General features: G+C 71.1%; 1 protein-coding gene (cut by a window edge). It reads right to left on the bottom strand.

All coding sequences use genetic code 11. The features are described from left to right. Positions 1–14 precede the first annotated feature (14 nt). Positions 15–17,878, bottom strand: the 3' portion of a protein-coding gene (locus D7Y11_RS09010) for a non-ribosomal peptide synthase/polyketide synthase (RefSeq protein WP_126933490.1). The gene runs 14,170 nt beyond the window's last position; only the last 17,864 of its 32,034 coding nucleotides appear in the window; the start codon falls outside the window, past its right edge; its stop codon occupies positions 15–17.

Below are 17,878 nucleotides of genomic sequence, written 5' to 3'. Positions count from 1 at the left end.
TGCGGGTCTCCGGCCTACCGGGACGTGTCCCGCGCCGCGCCCTGGAGCGCCTCCGTCAAACGCTCCGCGAGCCGCTGGATGTGGGGCGCGCGCAGCAGCGAGTAGTGCGTGCCGGGGAGCACCTCGCGCGTCAGCTCGCCGTGGACGTGCGCGCCCCAGCCGTCGTCCCCGTGCTTCGGGTTGGCGCCCGCCTGGAGCAGGAGGACGCGGCCGGTGAACGTTCCGGGGTGGTGGTGCTTCAGGGCGCGCAGGTTGCGGGTGAAGACGTGCAGGAGCGTGCGCCCCGCCTCCGTGGCTGCTTCCGGCGTCGCGAGCTGTCCCTGGTCGAGCTCGAACAGCGCGGCCACCTGGGCTGCGTCGTCCACGTCGAGCGGCACGCGGTCGTCCGTCGCCGGGCTGGAATCAATGAGGGCCACGAGCTCCACGGTTTCGCCCCGGGCCTGGAGTTGACGGGCCATCTCGAAGGCCACCACGCCTCCCATGGACCAGCCGCCCAGCCGGTAGGGGCCGTGGGGCTGCACGGTGCGCACGGCGTTCACGTAGAGCGCCGCCATCGCCTCCACCGTGTCGAGCGGCGGACGGCTTCCATCGAGCCCCTGGGACTGGAGCCCGTAGAAGGGCTGCTCCCGGCCCAGCTGCTTCGCCAAGGCCGCGTACGCGAGCACGTTGCCGCCCACGGGGTGGACGCAGAAGAAAGGCCGCTGCGAGCCCTCGCGCTGGATGGGCACGATCGGGGAGAAGACTTCGGGCGCCTGGCGCAGCAGCCGGGCCAGCGTCTCCACCGTGGGCGCCTGGAAGAGGGCGGCCAGGGGCAGCTCGCGGTGGAAGTGTTCCCGGATGCGCGCCATCAGCTTCACGGCGAGCAAGGAGTGACCGCCCAGGTCGAAGAACGGACGCGTCACGCCGATGGGCCGGACTCCCAGCAGCTCCTCCCAGAGCGCCACCAGCTCCCGCTCCATGTCGTCGCGTGGGGCGACCTCCGTGGTTTCGGAGGGACGGGACGCCGGTGCTTCTGGGACGTGCATCCGGAGAAGCTCCTCGTCCGTCAGCAGCGTCCGTGGATCCAGGGGCGCGTCGGGCTCGGCGAGGACTGTCTCCAGCAGCGTGCTCCAGCGCTCCATCATCCGCTGGACCGTGGCGGTATCGAAGAGGTCCGTGCTGTACGTGAGCGCACCCTGGAAGCCGTCTGGCTGCCGGATGAGGGCCAGGTCCAGATCGAACTTCGCCGCCGAGGAGGGGACCTCCTCCGCCTTCAGCGTCAGGCCCGGGAGGGTGGCCTCCGGCTCCGGCGTGTTTTGCAGTGCGAAGAGGGCCTGGAAGAGTGGCGTACGGCCCAGGTCGCGCTCGGGCTGGAGCGCGTCCACCAGCCGCTCGAACGGGAGGTCCTGGTGTTCGTACGCGCCGAGCGTGGTCGCGCGCACCTGTGCGAGGACCTTCCGGAACGATGTGTCCGCGGTGAAGCGGGCTCGGAGGACCAGCGTGTTGACGAAGAAGCCGATGAGGCCTTCGGTCTCCGCGTGACGGCGGTTCGCGATGGGCGTGCCCACCAGCACGTCGTCCTGGCCGGAGTACCGCGACAGCAGCAACTGGAACGCGGCCATGAGCACCATGAAGGGCGTGGCGCCTTCCCGCTTCGCCAGCGCTTCCACCGCGTCACTCAAGGGCGGTGTCAGCTGAACGGGCCACCGTGCTCCCCGTGCGGAGCGGCGGGCCGGACGCGGCCGGTCCGTGGGCAGCAACAGCGCATGCGGCGCCCCTTCGAGCCGCCGCTTCCACCAGTCGAGCTGTCCCGCGAGCACCTGACCTTCCAGCCATGAGGCCTGCCACCGGGAGAAGTCCGCGTACTGCACGGGCAGCTCCGGCAGCGGCGACGGCTGGCCCTGGCGGAAGGCTTCGTAGAGCGCCACCAGCTCGCGCACGAGCACCCCGAAGGACCAGCCATCGGAAACGGTGTGGTGCGTGCACAGCAGGAGCACGTGCTCCCTCGTGTCCAACCGCAGCAGGGTGAAGCGAGCGAGGGGCCCCGTGCCCAGGTCGAAGGGACGCAGCGCATCGGCGTCCATGCGGCGCCGGACTTCAGCCTCACGCGCATCCGTGGGAAGGGCCTCCAGGTCCTCCGTGCGCAGCATTCCCGAGGGCGCGGGATGGATGCGCTGACGCGGTGTTTCATCGTGGGTCTCGAACGTCGTGCGCAGGGTTTCGTGCCGCTGCACCAGCGCGTCGAAGGCCCGCTGGAGGGCAGGGACGTCCAGAGCTCCGGACAGCCGCAGCGCGAAGGGCATGTTGTAGAGCGGGCTGCCCGGTTCCAGCTGGTCGATGAACCACAGCCGCTGCTGCGCGAAGGACAGGGGCGCGAGGTCGTCTCCCTGCGTCCTCGTCAGCGGCGGCAGCGCGGGCGTGGATGCGGCGTCCGTCAGCCGCTGGGCGAGCCCGGCCACGGTCGGCGTTTCGAAGAGGGCCCGGACGCGCAGCTCTACACCGAAGTGGACGCGCACGCGCGACACCACCTGCGTGGCCAGGAGCGAGTGCCCGCCCAGCTCAAAGAAGTTGTCGTGACGGCCCACGCCGGACACGCGGAGCAGCTCCTCCCAGATGGTCGCGAGGCGCTGTTCGGTGGGTGTCGCGGGAGGCTCGAAGACACGTGCGGGGCGCGATGACGCGTCCGGTACGGGCAGGGCCTTGCGGTCCACCTTGCCGTTCGGCGTCAGGGGCAGGACGGGCAGGGCGAGGACGGTGGCCGGGACCATGTAATCAGGCAGGTGCCTGCGCAGGTGCTCGTGCAGTGGCGTGGTGTCCGCTTCCGGCGTGACATAGGCGACGAGGCGCGCGTCGCCCGGAACGTCCTCGCGCACCAGGGCCACCGCGTCCCGGACGCCGGCATGGGCCCGCAGCGTGGACTCGATCTCACCCAGCTCGATCCGGTGGCTGCGCAGCTTCACCTGGAAGTCCAGGCGGCCCATGAACTCGAGCGTTCCGTCCTCGCGCCACCGGACCTTGTCGCCCGTGCGGTACAGGCGCGCTCCAGGCTCCGTGCCGAAGGGGTCCGGCATGAAGCGCTCGGCGGTCAGGTGCGGCCGGCCCAGGTAGCCGCGCGCGACGCCTTCACCGGCGAAGCACAGTTCTCCAGGCAGGCCGAAGGGAACCAGCTCCAGACGTTCGTCGAGCACGTACGCGCGCAGGTTGTCCAGCGGCCGCCCGATGACGGGCAGCGCGTGGGACGTTCCCTGGATGTCCCAGACCGTGGCATCCACGGTGCATTCGGTGGGGCCATAGGCATTGAAGGCCCGCGTGCGCCGGGTCGTGGCGAGCCGCCGCCACATCACTTCGTCCAGCGCCTCGCCTCCCACCAACATCAGTGACGGCAGACGGGGGCGGTCCAGCATCCCCGCATCCAGCAGGAGCTTCAGTTGCGCGGGCGTGCAGTCCAGTACGTCCACCCGCGTCCGCTCCAGCCACTCGAGCATCCGCTCTGGCTCCAACCGGAGATCCTCCGGAACAGGGCACAGGCAGTGGCCGCCCAACAGCTGCAGCACCTGCTCGATGGAGGCATCGAAGAACAGCGGCGCGTTGATGCTGACGCGGAGCCCCGGGGGCCGCCCCGCGTAGGCGGTCCGTAGGAGCGCGTGATGCAGGTGCAGCACCGAGCGGTGCCGCACCATCACCCCCTTCGGCGTCCCGGTGGAGCCGGAGGTGTAGATGACGTAGGCGAGGTTCTCCGCTCCCGCCGCCGGCGGCAGGTTGTCCGAAAACCTGTCCGACTGTCGGACAGGTTCTGCGTCCATCCACACCAGGTGGGGCACCTCGGGGTGCCACGCTTCTTGCAATGCCCGCGTCGTCACCAGCACGGACGCGCCACAGTCTTTGAGGACGAACGACCTGCGCGCGGCGGGCGCGGCCGGGTCCAGCGGCACGAAGGCGCCCCCGGCCTTGTTCACCGCGAGCAGTGCGATGACGCTCTCCGCCGAGCGCTCCAGGCACAGGCCCACCGTCACCTCCGGGCCCACCCCCAGCGAACGCAGGTGCCAGGCGAGCTGGTTGGCCCGCGCGTTGAGCCGCTGGAAGGACAGCGTCGTGTCTCCGAACACCACGGCGTCCGCATCCGGAGTCCGCGCCACCTGGGCCTCGAAGTGGCCGTGCAGCGTGCCGTCACCATCGAAGTGCGACATGCCTCCGGCCAGGTCGCCCAGGAGCTGTCGCCGTTCCTCCTCCGAAACGAGGGACAGTCCGGACAGTGGTCCGTCCGGATTCGTGAGCACCGCCTCCAGCAGCACCCCCAGGTGGGTGATCAGCCGCGCCATGGTGGGACGCTCGAAGAGGTCCGTGGCGTATTCGAGCTTGCCCCGGAAGCCATCCTCGCGGCGGTCCAGGTCCAGGCTCAGGTCGAACTGGGATGTCGTGCGCTCCGCGAGGGCCGCGGGACGCACGGTGAGACCGGGCAGCGACAGCTCCGGCACCGGCGCGTTCTGGAGCGCGAACATCACCTGGAACAGCGGCATGCGCCCCAGGTCGCGGGTCGTTTGCAGCGACTCAACCAGGCGTTCGAAGGGGACGTCCTGGTGTTCGTAGGCGCCCAGCGTCGTGGCGCGCACCTGGGCCAGCAGCTCCCGGAACGTCGTCCGGGCGCCGAAGCTTCCACGCAGCACCAGCGTGTTGACGAAGAAGCCGATGAGGCCTTCGGTCTCCGCGTGACGACGGTTCGCGATGGGCGTGCCGACGAGCACGTCGTCCTGGACGGCGTAGCGGTGCAACACCGTCTGGAAGGCCGCGAGCAGCACCATGAAGGGCGTGGCGCCCTTCTGCTTCGCCAGGGCCTCCACGCGCTCGGACAGGGTGAGGGACAGGTGCACCGGTAGCGTGTCGCCGCGCTGGGTGGAGACGGCGGGACGGGGCTTGTCGGTGGGCAGCTCCAGCGCCCGGGGCGCTCCTTCGAGCTGCCGGGTCCACCATGCCAGCTGCGCCTCCAGTGCTTCTCCCTGGAGCCAGGCTCGCTGCCAGAGCGCGAAGTCCGCGTACTGCACGGGCAGCTCCGGGAGCGCGGGCGGCCGGCCCTCACGCAGGGCCGCGTAGAGGGCGGTGAGTTCGCGCACCATCACGCCCAGCGACCAGCCGTCGGAGACGATGTGGTGGAGGTGCAGCACCAGCACGTGCTCCTCGGGCGAGAGCCTGATCAGCAGGGCGCGGATGACGGGGCCTCGCTCCAGGTCGAACGGCCGCTGGGACTCCGCTGTCGCCAGACGCTCCGCTTCGCGCAGCCGGGCTTCGGTGTTGTCCAACGTGGTCAGGTCCACGCGCTCCAGTGGCACGGTGGCCTGCGCGTGGATGTGCTGCACGGGCTGGCCTGCTTCCGTGCGGAAGGTGGTGCGCAGGGATTCGTGCCGCGCCATCAACGCGTCCAGGCTTCCCTTCAGCGCGGCCTCGTCCAGCGCGCCGAGGAGCCGCAGGGCGACGGGCATGTTGTAGAGGGCGCTGCCCGGTTCGAGCTGGTCGATGAACCACAGCCGCTGCTGCGCGAAGGACAGTGGCAGCAGCGGGGGCCTTGGGGCCCGGGTGAGAGGCGGCACGTGCTCGTGGCGGTTCGTGGTGGCTCCCAGGTGCCGGGCGAGCGCGGCCACGGTGGGCGCGTTGAACAACTCACCCAGGGGCAGCTCCACGCCCAGCACCGCGCGGATGCGCGACACCACCTGCGTGGCCAGGAGCGAATGGCCTCCCAGGTCGAAGAAGTCGTCGTGGATGCCCACTGCGTCCAGGTGCAGCACCTCCGCCCAGATGGCCGCGAGCTGTGCCTCCACGGCGTTGCGTGGGGCTTCGCGCGTCGACTCGGTGGGCCGGGGCGCTTCGGGCGCGGGCAGGGCCTTGCGGTCCACCTTGCCGTTGGGTGACAGCGGCAGGGACGGCAGCGCCACCCAGGCGGACGGCATCATGTAGTCGGGGAGTTGCCGCTGCGCGTGCGCCTTCACCCGGTCGGTGCCGGCGCCGTCCTCGTCGAGGACCACGTATGCCACGAGCCGCTTCTCACCGGGCACGTCCTCGCGCGCGAGCACCACGGCCTCGCGTACGTCCGGAGCCTGTCGCAGCACGGCCTCCACTTCTCCGGGCTCGATGCGGAAGCCGCGCAGCTTGAGCTGGAAGTCGGTGCGCCCCAGGAACTCCAGCGTGCCGTCGTCGCGCCAGCGGGCCCGGTCGCCCGTGCGGTACAGGCGGGCGCCCGGCGTGGCGGAGTGGGGATGGGGGATGAACCGCTCGGCGGTGAGGTCCGGCCGCTGGAGGTAACCCCAGGCGAGGCCGTCACCGCCGACGTACAGCTCGCCGGGCAGCCCCGGCGGCAGGGGCTGGAGGCGCTCGTCCAGCACCCACGCGGTGGAGTTCGCCAGCGGCCGGCCAATGGGCACCGAGCGCTCAACGGGGTCCCTCGCGCGCAGCGTGTGCGTGGTGGAGAAGGTGGTGTTCTCCGTGGGGCCGTACCCGTTGACGAGCACGGCGTCCGGCGCCATCCGCGACAGGTGTTCCCTCACGCGAGGCACGGGCAGCACGTCCCCGCCCGCCAGCACCTGCCGCACGCCCGCGAGTGAGACTCCTTCGTGAAGGACCATCTGCTCGAAGAGGGCGGCGGTGAGCCACAGTGTGGTGACGCCCTCCACCGCGAGCAGCGTGCCCAGCTCTGACAGTGAGAGCGCATTCGGCGGTGCGAGCACCAGCTTCGCGCCGTGCAGCAATGCTCCCCAGAGCTCCAGCGTGGAGGCGTCGAACGCGACTGGCGCGGCCTGGAGAAACACCTGCTCTGGACCGAAGGCGATGAAGCCATTGCCCCGGACGAGGCGCACGATGCCCCGGTGGGGCACGCAGACACCCTTGGGACGGCCCGTGCTGCCCGACGTGAACATCACGTAGGCCAGCGCCTCCGCGGGTACGTGCACCGCCAGGGGCGTGACCGGCTGCTTCGCGATCAGGTCCCATTCCTCGTCCAGCAGCACGAGGAGCCCGGTCACCGCCGGCAGTTCATCCGCCAGCGCCTCCTGCGTGACGAGCACGCTGACGCCCGCCTCCTGGAGCACCCAGGTCGTGCGGTCCGCCGGGGCCTTCGCCTCCACGGGCACATAGGCCGCGCCCGCCTTGAGGATCCCGAGCATGCCGGTGACGAGTTCCGGCGAACGCTCCACGCACAGCCCCACGCGGTCTCCGGGCCGCACGCCCAACCGGCGCAGGTGGTGCGCGAGCTGGTTCGAGCGGCGATCCAATTCTCCGTACGTGAGCTCACGCGCCGCGATCCGCGTCGTGTCCACCAAAGAGAAGGCCCCTGGACTCGCGGGCATCCTCACGGCGACGGCGTCTGGCGCGCGCGCGGCCTGCTCCGCGAACAGCTCGGGCACGGAGGCGTCACGTGGATACTCCGTCGCGGTGTCGCTCCAGGCGACGAGTACCTGGTGCCGCTCCTCGGACGTCAGCAGCGGCAGGCGTGTGAGCAGCGTCCCCGGCGAAGCCACCGCGGCTTCGAGCAGCACGCTCAGGTGCCTGGCCATTCCAGCCACCGTGCCGGGGGTGAACAGGGCGGTGTTGAAGTTGAGGCCTCCCGTGAAGCCCTCGGGAGCGCGGTGCAGCAGCAGCTCCAGGTCGAAGCGGATGGCGCCCGGGTCGGCGTTCATCGGCTGGAATGACAGGCCGGGCAGGGCCAGCGGCGGCAGCGGCGCGTTCTGCAGCGTGAAGGTGACCTGGAAGAACGGCGTGCGGGATGCGTCGCGCGCGGGGTGCAGTGCCTCGACGAGCTTCTCGAACGGGAGGTCCTGGTGCTCGTAGGCGCCCAGGGTGGTGTCCCGCACGCGCGTCAGCAGCGAGACGAAGGTGTCGTCCTCGCGCAGCCGGGTGCGAAGGACGACGGTGTTGGCGAAGTAGCCGATGAGCGCCTCGGATTCGGCGTGGCGGCGGCCTGCGATGGGCGAGCCCACCAGCACGTCGTCCTGTCCGGCGTAGCGGCCGAGCAGCACCTGGAACGCGGCGAGCAGCACCATGTAGGGCGTGGCGCCCTCGCGCTTCGCCAGGGTCTCCAGGGCTTCGCTGGAAGCACTCGGGAGGGTGAAGGGCATCAGCGCGCCCTGGAAGGTCTGCCGGGCCGGACGCGGATGGTCCGTGGGCAGCTCCAGGTGCGACGGCGCGCCTTCCAGCTGCCGCCGCCAGTAGCCGAGCTGCGCGTCCAGCACCGCGCCCTGCAACCAGCCTCGCTGCCACAGCGCGTGGTCGGCGTACTGCACCGGCAGCTCGGGCAGCGGGGCGGGGAGTTTGCGGGAGAGCGCGGCGTAGAGCGTGCCCATCTCGCGTACCAGGACGCCGGTGGACCAGCCGTCGGAGATGATGTGGTGCAGGTTCAGCACCAGCACGTGCTCCGTGGGCGACAGCTTCAGCAACAGGGCCCGTAGGAGAGGACCCTGCTCCAGGTCGAACGGGGTGCGTGCCTCCTCGAGGGCGAGCCTCGTCGCTTCGGCGCGGCGCTGCTCCAGGTCCGGGGTGCCGGTGAGGTCCACCTGTCGCAAGGGCAGCGGACCGGGAGCGTGGATGACCTGCTCCGGGGCTCCTTCGTACTCGCGGAACGTGGTGCGCAGGACTTCGTGCCGGCGCACCAGTCGGTCGAAGCTCCGCTGGAGCGCGCCGAGGTCCAGCGTGCCTTCCAGCCGGAGCGAGAACGGCATGTTGTAGGCCGTGTCCGCGGTGCCCAGTTGATGGATGAACCACAGCCGCTGCTGCGCGAACGACAGCGGCAGCACGGCGGGCCGCACGCCACGGGTCAACGGCGTGAGGCCGGTGGGCTCGGTCTTCTCAGGCTCCGCTGGCGCGGGCGCAACGGCCCCAGACGGAGCGATGCGCCGGGCGAGCGCCTCCACGGTGGGGGCTTCGAACAGCGTACGAAGCGGCACCTCGTGGCCCAGGCGAGCCCGCACGCGCGCGGCCACCTGGGTCGCGAGCAGCGAGTGCCCGCCCAACTCGAAGAAGCTGTCCCTCACGCCGATCCGCGCGATGCCGAGCACCTGCGCGAAGATCTCAGCCAGGGCCCGCTCGGTGTCGTCGCGTGGGGCGATGGGCTCCGCGCGTCCGGCGGTGGGCGCGTCCGGCGCGGGCAGGGCCTTGCGGTCCACCTTGCCGCTGGGGGTGAGCGGCAGGGCGTCCATGCGGACGATGGCGGAGGGCACCATGTACTCGGGCAACCGCGAGTGCAGGAACGCGCGCAGTCCGGCCACGTCGAGTGTCCCCTCGACGCTGACGTAGGCGACGAGGCGCGGTCCCCCTGTGTCCGCCAGTCGCACGACGGCCACGGTGTCGCGCACGCCGGGCCAGGACTGGATCGCGGCTTCGATGTCACCCAGTTCGATGCGGAAGCCTCGCAGCTTCACCTGGAAGTCCGCGCGGCCCAGGTACTCCAGCGTGCCGTCGGTGCGCCACCGTGCGATGTCGCCCGTGCGGTACAGGCGCGCGCCGGGCGTATCGCTGAAGGCATCGGGGATGAAGCGCTCGGCGGTAAGGGTAGGTCGGCGCCAGTAGCCTCGGCCCACCTGCACGCCGCCAATGAACAGCTCGCCCGGGATGCCCGAGGGCACCGGTTGTCCGTGGCGATCCAGGACGTGCATGCGGGTGTTGGCCACGGGGCGGCCGATGGGAACGACTCGCAGTGCTTCGTCGCGCGGGCACTCCCAGGACGTCACGTCCACGGCGGCCTCGGTGGGGCCGTAGAGGTTGTGCAGCGTGGTGTGCGGCAGTCGCGACTGGGCACGGAGCACCAGGTCCGCGGGCAGGGCTTCGCCGCTGCACATCAGGTGGCGCAGGCGCGACAGGGACTCCAGGCCGGGCTCCTCCACGAAGGCGCGCAGCATGGACGGCACGAAGTGCGTGGTCGTCACGCCCTCACGGGCCATCAGCGCGACCAGGTAGTCCGGCTCTTGATGTCCGCCGGGCCTCGCGAGCACCAGCCGCGCGCCCGTCATCAAGGGCCAGAAGAACTCCCAGACGGACACGTCGAAGCTGAACGGCGTCTTCTGTAGCACCGTGTCCGACGGCGTGAGGCCGTAGCGCCTCTGCATCCAGCGCAGGCGGTTGACGACGCCCGCGTGCGCGTTCATCGCGCCCTTGGGGCGGCCCGTACTGCCAGATGTGAAGATGACGTAGGCGAGGGAGTCATCCGCCGCCAACGGCACGGGACGCGCAGTGGACTCACGCGCGATGGCCTCCCACTGGGTGTCGAGCGCGATGACGTGCGCGGCATGCGGAGTCAGTGCGGCGCGGAAGCGCTCTTGCACCAGGAGCACGGGAGCGGCGGTGTCCTCCAACATCCCGGCGAGCCGTTCCGCGGGTGTGGCCGGATCCAACGGCACGTAGGCGGCTCCGGACTTCAGGACGCCCAGGAGGGCGATGACCATCTCCAGCGAGCGCTCCATGCAGACGCCCACCAGGGTCTCCGGACCCGCGCCGTGTGCACGCAGATGGTGCGCGAGCTGGTTGGCCCGCGCTTCGAGCTGCGCGTACGTGAGGCGTTGGTCCTCGAACTGGAGCGCGATGGTCTCCGGCGTGCGTTCGGCCTGGGACTCGAAGAGGTTGTGGAGCGTGGCGCCAGCAGGGAAGTCCGCGCGCGTGTCGTTCCAGCCGCGCAGGACCTGCTCGCGCGCGGCCGGCGTGAGCAGCGACAAGGTGGAGACCGGTGCGTCCGGCGCGACGACGACGGCCTTTGCCAGCACGGTCAGATGCTCCGCCATGCGCTCCAGGGTCGCTGCGTCGAAGAGGGCGGTGGCGTACTCCAGGCGGCAGCGCAGGCCGTCGCGCTGTTCCCAGACCTCCAGCGACAGGTCGAACTTGGACGTCGTCACCGGCACGTCCACTCCGCCAATCTGGAGCCCCGCACCTCCGGTCGTCTGGGCCGCCGGAACGTTGATGACGTTGAGGACGGCCTGGAACACCGGCGTGCGGCTCAGGTCGCGAGGCACCTGGAGCACGTCCACCAACTGCTCGAAGGGCATGTCCTGGCGCGCGTAGCCGCCCAGTGCCTGCTGCTTCACACGCGTGATGAGCTCGCGGAACCCCGGTGCTCCGTCGAGCCTCGCGCGGAAGGCGAGCGTGTTGACGAAGCAGCCCAGCAGGCCTTCCACCTCTGGGCGCGAGCGTCCTGCGATGGGCGTGCCCACCGCGAAGTCGTCCTGTCCGGAGGTGCGGGAGAGCAGCACCTGGAACAACGCCATCAGGACCATGAAGGACGTGGCGCCTTCACGGCGGCCCAGCGCGAGGAGTGGCTCGGACAGCTCGCGAGGCAGGTGGAAGGCGTGGGCGGCGCCCGCGTAGGACTGCGCGGCGGGACGGGGACGGTCGGTGGGTAGCTCCAGCGGCGGGCTGCCCTGGAGCAGCTCCTTCCACCAGCGTGCCTGTTCCTCCAGCACCGGCCCGGTCAGCCACGCGCGCTGCCACACGGCGTAGTCGGCGTACTGCACCGGCAGCGGCGGCAGGACGGAGGGGACACCCGCGCTGGCGCAGGCGTACAGCACCGGCAGCTCGCGGCTGAGGACCAGGGCGCACCAGGCGTCGGAGACGACGTGGTGCAGGAGCAGGTGCAGGACGTGCGTGTCTGGAGTCAGCCGCAGCAGCAGCGCGCGGGCCACGGGGCCCGTGTCCAGGTGGAAGGGCGTGGCGGTGTACGCCTGGCAGCGGCGAAGCATGGCGGCCTCGCGCGCCTCTGCCGTGTCGCCGGGAATATCCTCCGCCTCCAGGGGCAGGGGGCCGGTCGCGTGGATGACCTGCACGGCCCCGGTGTCGCCCAGGGCGTAGGTGGTGCGCAGGACCTCATGGCGCTCCACGAGCGAGTGGAGCGCCGCTTGGAGCGCGGTGACATCCAGCGCCCCCGTGAGCCGGAAGATGATCGCGTTGTTGTAGGCGGTGCTCTCCGGCTCCAGCTCCTGGAGGTACCAGAGGCGCTGCTGCGCGAACGACAGGGGCAACGGCTGGCCACGAGGCGCACGCGGGATCGTCTGGAGGGCACCCGATGCGCTGGGCGTCTCCGCGTGCACTGTCGCGGCCGAAGCGCTCGGGGTGGCTGGAGACGCGGGGCGCGGCGCGGGCAGCTTGAAGGCAGGGAGGCTCACGGCCTCGACACGACCATCCGCGCGCAGGCGCACAGGACGGCCGGTGAGGTAGAGGCTCGCGGATCCATTCAGCGGATGCGGCACCAACCGGCCCGGCGCCTCACCTGTCGCCCTCCAAAGGGCGGCAGGCAGGCCCGCTCCCGACAGGGCCAGCTCTCCGACGACGCCCGCGGGCACGGGCGCCCCGGCCGCGTCCAGCACCCAGACGTCCAGGCTCGGAGGCAGCTTCTCCTCCGGCGCACGCGGCAGCAGGCCTCCATTCCGGGCCTCCCCCGCGAGCAGCACGTCGCCGCCCGCCGTGCGCTGGAGCGCGGACGCCAGCTCCGCGGATGCGTTCTCCAGGACCCAGGCCCCCACCGGTGCCAGGGCCTCGCGCGCTCCCGTCAGGTCCGTCAACGCTCGGGCCAGCCGTGCCGTGGTGTTCACCAGCACCGCGCCCGACTGCTTCGCCAGCGACAGCAACTCCTCCGCATCCGTCTCCTGTTCGCCACGCACGCGCCGCGAGTTTGACGCCGCATCGGCGGCCACGGCCTCGCGTGCCGTGGCCAGGCGCTTGAGCCCTTCCAGGACGACGGGCGTCTCCAGTCCGAAGTCGATGAGGCACGTCACCTCGTCCACATCCGAGGCCCGCACTTCGCGCAGCCGCTGGATGCCGCTCTCCACCGTGCCGATGAGGCCGGTGCCCTTCGCGTGGTGCTCGAAGGTGTGCTCCAGCAGTGCGTCGATGTCCTCGCGAGACACCTTGGCGATCTCCCCTTGATACCCCTGCGCGGCGAGCAGCGACGTGGTGATGTCCGCCGAGCTCCGGAAGTACGCCAGCAGTGGCTTGCGCACCTGCCGGAGGACCTCCGCTTCGTCGTCACCCAGGTACGTGTGCAGCATGCAGGTGATGTGGCCCCGGCCCGGGTGGCCGTTGCGGCGCCACGCTTCGCGGTAGAGGGCCACCTTTGGCTTCAGCTCCTCCAGCGAGTGGGCGAAGAGGCCCGTGAGCACACCCGCGCCCAGCTCGCCCGCGAGCCGGAACGTCTCCGGGTTCGCGGTGGCGGTGAGCCACACGGGCAGCTCTCGCTGCACCGGTTTCGGGCGCAGGCCCACCTCCACGGTGACGCCGTTGCCTCCCGGACGCCGCAGCCGGTCTCCGCGCCAAAGACCTCGCAGCGTCTCCAGGTGGCGCAGCAGGATGTTGCGCCGGTCGGCGTAGTTCCCGGGCGCGAAGATGAAGTCCTGCACGTGCCAGCCCGTGGCCACCGACACGTCGACTCGGCCCTGCGACAGGTTGTCCACCACGGCCCACTGCTCCGCGATGAGCAGCGGATCATGCAGTGGCAGCACCACGCTGCCGGAGCGCAGACGCAAGTGCTTCGTGACGGACGCGAGCGCGGCGGAGACCACCGCGGGCTGCGGGTAGATGCCGCCGAAGGAGTGGAAGTGCCTCTCGGGCGTCCAGATGGCGGAGAAGCCGTGCGCGTCCGCGAACTTCGCGCCCTCCATCAGCAGTTCGTACTTGGGCCCGGTGAGCGAGTCCTCGTCGTTGGCGAAGTACGACAGGCTGAGCTGAAGCGGACGCGATGCCGCCTCGTCCGATACGCCTCGCCGCGATGTGGTGGCCTCGGAGGGGAACAGCACGCGCAGGCCGCGCGACAAGGCCCAGAGGGCTTCCAGTTCGGGCTTCTCGGGAGCGGGTTCGGAGGCGGCGAGCCAGGTAGTGCCCGGCGCCGGATGCAGCCGTGCATCCAGGCCCGCGAAGAAGCCCGTGAGCGACGTGTGACTCAACGCCCACGCGGGCTGGCCCGCGCCCATGGGCAGGAGCCACGCCAGGGACTCCGGCGAGGGAAGCGGCAGCGCCTCCGTCACCGTCAACGGCGACGCGTCTCCCAGCACCTCTTCGACGTGCAGGACGCGTGAGGACTCCAGGCGTGTTGACGTGAAGAGCCCGCGCCAGGTGATGAGCCGGGGCACGACACTGCCTTCCACGGCGTAGACGGCCAGCGAGTCCAGGTCCGTGGGCCCGAGCGCCACCGGCGCGCCACCTGCTTCCAGGACACCCCACAGCGCGGCCAGCTTCTCCGGCGACGCACGGAGGCAGAGCGCCACGGGTTCTCCCGGCCGGAGTCCCTGCTCGCGCAGCCTCGACGCGAGCCTTCTCGCGCGGGAGGCCAGCTCCCTCCAGGTCCAGGTCCGCCCGGCCTGCTCCACGGCGACTGCGTCTGGCTGCCGCAGCGCATGTTCGCGCAGCCGTGCGGGCAGGACCGGGGCCTGCGGGACGGGCGGGGGAACGGGCCATGCGCGGCGTTCGGCGTCGGTGGCCAGCGGCAGGCGGGAGAGGGGCTCCTCGGGCCGGGCCAGTGCCGCCCCGAGCAACACCTGGAGATGCTCCAGCATCCGCCGGGCGGTGGAGGCGTCGAACAACTCCGTCGCGTACTCCACCGCGCCGTGAATGCGGCCGGGTTCCTCGGTGAGGATGAGCGTCAGGTCCGACAGCGTGGCGCCCCATTGCACGGGCGTGCCCGGCACTTCGATGAAGGTGCCTCGTGCCCCGACGGCCGCCAGCGCGTCGCCGCCCATTTCCAGATTGGAGTGGTAGACGAACACCGTGTCCGTCATGCGCTCCCGGCCGATGTCGCGCCCGGGGACGAGCTGTTCGACGAGCATCTCGAAGGGCACGTCCGGCCGTGACTGCACGTCGGTGACTTCGCGTCGCACGCGGTGCAGGAGCTCGCGGAAGCTCGGGTCATCCCCCACGTGGGTGCGGAACGCGGCCGAGTGCGCCACGTAGCCGATGAGCGGCAGCAGCTCCGGCCTCGTGCGGTTGCCGATGGGCGTGCCGACGATGAGGTCCGCCTGCCCGGTGTAGCGGTGCAGGAGCGCGTTCCACGCAGCGAGCACCGTCATGTACGACGTGAAGCCCTCGCTGCGTCCGAAGGCGACGAGCGCCTCGGCGAGCTCTGGCGGGAAGTCCAGCACCATGCGCTCGGAGGTGAGCGGGCAGCTCGCGGGCCGGGGCCGGTCCGTGGGGATGCGGAGCTGCTTCGGCATGCCTGCCAGGCGCTGACGCCACCACTGCTCCTGTTCGGGGAAGCGCTCCTCCTCGAGCGACTGCCGCTGCCACGCGCCGAAGTCCGCGTACTGCACGGGCAGGGGCGCCAACGGGGACGGCAGGCCCTGGAGGAAGGCGGCATAGAGCTGGCCCACTTCCTGGAAGAAGAGGGACGTGGAGAGCGTGTCGCAGACGATGTGATGGATGGCGCAGACCAGCAGGTGCAGGTCCGCGCGCAGGCGCACGAGCGTGGTGCGCAGCACGGGGCCTCGCACCAGATCAAAGGGGCGCGCGGCGTCCTCGCGGGCGATGCGGAGCGCGGCCTCCTCGCGTTCTCCGGGCGTGCCTTCCACCTGCACGATGGGCAGCGGGATTCGCACGTGGGGATGGAAGCGCTGAACGGGCCGGCCATCCACGGCGTCGTAGGTGGTGCGCAGGGCTTCGTGGCGCTGGACGACCTCCAGGATGGCCCGCTCCAGGATGGCTGCGTTGGCGGGGCCTTCCAGGCGCAGGACGAAGGGAATCGTGTACGCGGACAGGCCGGGGAGGTGCTGCTCCAGGCGCCAGACGCGCTCCTGCACGTAGGAAAGGGGCAGTGGCTCCATCCGGGAACGGGGCACTAGCGGCAGTTCGCGCGTGGGCTCCCGGGCGGGGGCCTGTTGGAGCAGTGGTTCGATGCGGGATGCGAGCCCCGCGACGGTGGGTGCTTCGAAGAGGGCCGCCAGCGGTACCTGGACGTGGAAGGTGTCGCGGAGCTGATTGAGCAGCTGTGCGGCCATCAGCGAGTTGCCGCCCAGCTCCAGGAAGTTGTCGTCGCGTCCGACGAAGTCGATGCCCAGGCGCTGACGCCACAGCGTGGCGATGCGGACCTCCACGTCACCGCGAGGCGCGTCCTCACGGCCTCCTGGAACCGGGAGGGCAGGGTGCTCCTCGGGCGGAGGTGCCACTGCTGCGCTCTTGCTGGTGGGCACAGCAGAGGACGGACCTGGCATGTCGATGCGAGCGCGCGAAGCCGGAGACGACGCGAGCGTGTCGGTGAAGGAAGTCACCTGTGCCTGCGCTGGTGCGCCCATCGCGGACTTGTCGGTCAGGCCTGCCGTCGCGTGATCACGGAAGACCGGAGCGGAGACCTGAGGGAGGTCGCTGGCCGGGTCCATGCGAGGCGCGGACACGGTCACCATGGGCGCAGGCGCAACGTTCTGTCCCGCGGCTCCCATCTCGCTGGCCGCACCGTCCTGGCCGCGAGGCTCCACCCAGCAGCGCTTGCGCAGGAACCTGTACGTCGGCAGGTGCACGCGGCGGCGCTGCTCGTGGGCGTAGAACGCGGTCCAGTCCACCTCCAGCCCCTGCACCCACAGCTCGCCCACGCACTGGAGCAACCCCGACTGCTCCGTCGTCGCACCACCCCGGCGCAGCGACGCGAGCGCCTTCACGCGCTCCCGGTCCTCGCCCAGGCACGAGCGGATCAGCGGGGTCAGGTCCTGGCCGGGCCCCACCTCCAGCAGCACGCTGCACCCTTCCTCCAGCAGGGTCCCCACCGCGTCCGTGAAGCGCACGGGCTGCCGCATCTGCGTGGCCCAGTACTCCGGCGCGGACAGCTCGCCCGGACGCGATAGCGCCCCCGTGAGACTGGAGACGTACCGCACGGAAGGCTCGTTCCGCTGGAGCGCACCCACCGCGCGCGCCAGCTCCGCCATCAACGGCTCCACGTCCGCCGAGTGGAAGGCATGCCCCGACTGCATGCGCACCGCGCCCGCCTTGCGCTGCTGCAACACCGCCTGGAATCGCTCCACCTCGTCCACGGGCCCGGAGACCACACACCGGTCCGGCGCGTTGATCGCCGCGAGCGTCAACCGTCCGGACAGCAGCGGCTGGACCTCCGCCGCCGGCAGTGCCACGCCGAGCATCGCGCCCGGCGGCAACCGGTGCATCAGCTCCCCTCGGACCACGGCCAGCCGCAGTGCATCCGGCAGCGAGAGCACGCCCGCGACACACGCTGCGGCGTACTCCCCGAAGCTATGCCCCAGCACGGCATGAGGAACGATGCCCCACGACTGCCACAGCCGAGCCAGCGCCACCTGCACCGTGACCAGGGCCGGCAGTGCGACCCGGGTGTCGGAGAGCATCGCGGACGCCTCCGCTTCCTGGCCCGGTCCTGGACGCAGCAGCGTTTCCACCCGCGAACGCAGCGGCGCATCCAGCAGCGCCAGGCACGCATCCACCTGCGCGCGGAACGCGGGCACGGACGCATCCAGCTCCCGGCCCATGCCCACCTGCTGCGAGCCCTGTCCGGAGAAGACGAACGCCACCCGCTTGCGGCGCGCGCCCTCCACGTCCTTCAAGCGCGTGGGCGTGGCCGTCTTGCGAAGCTGCTTCGCCAGGTCCGCCGCATCCCGCGCGACCACGGCTCTCCGGTACTCGAAGGCCCGGCGTCCCATTGCCTGCGTGTACGCGGCGTCAGCGAACGCCCCTTCATCCCCAGCGACCTCCACGGAGAACCGGGCCGACAACGCCTCCAGCGACTCAGGAGAGCGCGCCGACAACACGCGCAACGCCAGTTGCTTCGCCGCCGCCTCCAAGGCCTCCGGCGAACGCGCGGACAGGACCTGATCCGCCAGCTTCAACGACGCGGCCTCCAGCGCCTCCGGAGACCGGTCCGCCAGCACGTGCGACGCCAGCGCCAGCGCTCCTGCCTCCAGGGACTCCGGTGAACGCGCCGACAGCACGAACAGCTGGT

It is taken from the genome of Corallococcus sp. AB018, assembly GCF_003986945.1.
GTDB lineage: Bacteria > Myxococcota > Myxococcia > Myxococcales > Myxococcaceae > Corallococcus > Corallococcus exiguus.
This window is presented reverse-complemented; position numbering and strand designations above follow the sequence as displayed.